Source organism: Lacihabitans sp. LS3-19 (assembly GCF_024343575.1).
Lineage (GTDB): Bacteria > Bacteroidota > Bacteroidia > Cytophagales > Spirosomataceae > Leadbetterella.
On record NZ_RJUA01000125.1, the window covers coordinates 1 to 1,711 of the forward strand.

General features: G+C 33.8%; 1 protein-coding gene. It reads left to right on the forward strand.

The window, feature by feature from the left end:
• Nucleotides 1–345: 345 nt before the first annotated feature.
• A partial coding sequence (locus EGI22_RS20735; protein WP_255070372.1) for a thioredoxin fold domain-containing protein occupies nt 346–1,711 on the forward strand: 1,366 nt, incomplete at its 3' end.

A 1,711-nucleotide genomic window follows, 5' to 3' on the forward strand; every position in this document is an offset into this window, starting at 1 on the left:
ATATTTTACAGTCGAAAACGACGCATGTCAACTTATCGCCATTCCAGCTTTTATACCATCAGATATCAATTTATTTTATAGTTTTAGGTAGTTTACATAAAGGGGAAAAGTAGGAAATGATTTTGACAAAATATCCTTCAATGTGCAGGAGTACAATTCTGTTGATCCGATTATGCCTCGAAATTATTCTTTAAAGATGGAATGGCATTTCCCTTAAAATAAAAAACGGGTTTCAATTTTGGAGTCCGTTTATTGTTTTTTTAACTTTAAGATTGGTTTATTGATAATTTGGTTAATTCTGTTCAAAATTTTCAATATAAGTTTAAGGGTTAAAATTTAGTTTTTATGAATAAAAAGCATTTCGTTTTAATACTGATATTTTTTTCTATAAAACTTATAGCTGCACCATCTCCTGTATTTTTACAATCTATTGAGGAGGTTAAACAGAAAGCTATTGATGAACATAAAGGTATTTTTGTGCTTTATTATGCGGATTGGTGTGGTTTCTGTAAAAAATTTCAAGAAGAAACATTAACCGATCCTCAAGTAATTAATGTTTTAAATTCTGGTTTTGTTTCTTATCGTGTATTGAACAGTTCAGAGGAAGGGACAGCTTATAAAGCTGCTTTTTTTATTAAATCTCTTCCTACTCTTTTATTTTTTGATGAAAATGGTGACATAAAAACCATGTCTTCAGGATTTAAAGAAAAAGAAGAATTTATTCAGCTTTTAAAAAATGTATATAAATCCTACTTTCTAAAACCATACCCAGAAATAAACCAATCCTTACAGTTTTTGAAAAGTAGGTTGATTTTTAATAACTATATAATAAAAAAAGATATACCTTTTGTCTATTCAAAAAGTGTCGTTTGTGACGACGGTAATCCATGTACCACAGATTCGGAAGGTCCTCTAGGTTGTGTTTTTACTCCTAAAACTAATGGTAGTGCCTGTGATGATAATAATTTTTGTACAGAAAATGATCAATGTATTGCTGGTAACTGTACTGGGACTTCTATTTCTTGTCCAGATGACGGCAATCTTTGTACCACCGCAGCCTGTAACCCACTTTCAGGATGCATACAAGTAAATAATAATTCTGCTTGCGACGATGGCAATCCATGTACAATTAATGATAGATGTAGAAATGGAGTATGTGCTGGAATTCCTAAAACATGCAACGACGGAAATCCTTGTACCACTGATAGTTGTGATCCATTGACGGGCAATTGCGTGTTTGTAGATAACTCTGCTTCATGCACAGATAATAATGTATGTACTGAGAACGATTATTGTGTGGGAGGAGTTTGTCAGCCTGGACTTACTCCTAAAGTTTGTGATGATAATAACCCTTGTACGGATGATACTTGTGACCCAATTTTAGGTTGTGTTTTTACTCCAAAATCAAATGGGAGTACATGTGATGACAATAATATTTGTACAGAAAATGATCAATGTATAGCAGGTACATGTTCGGGTACTTCCATTTCTTGCCCAGATGACGGCAATCTTTGTACCACCGCAGCATGTAATCCACTTTCAGGATGCATTCAAGTAAACAATAATTCAGCTTGTGACGATGGTGACCCTTGTACAATAAACGATGTATGTCATAACGGAGTTTGTGCAGGAATACCGAAGACTTGCGATGATGGAAATCCATGTACCACTGATAGTTGTGATCCATTGACGGGCAATTGTGTGTTTGTAG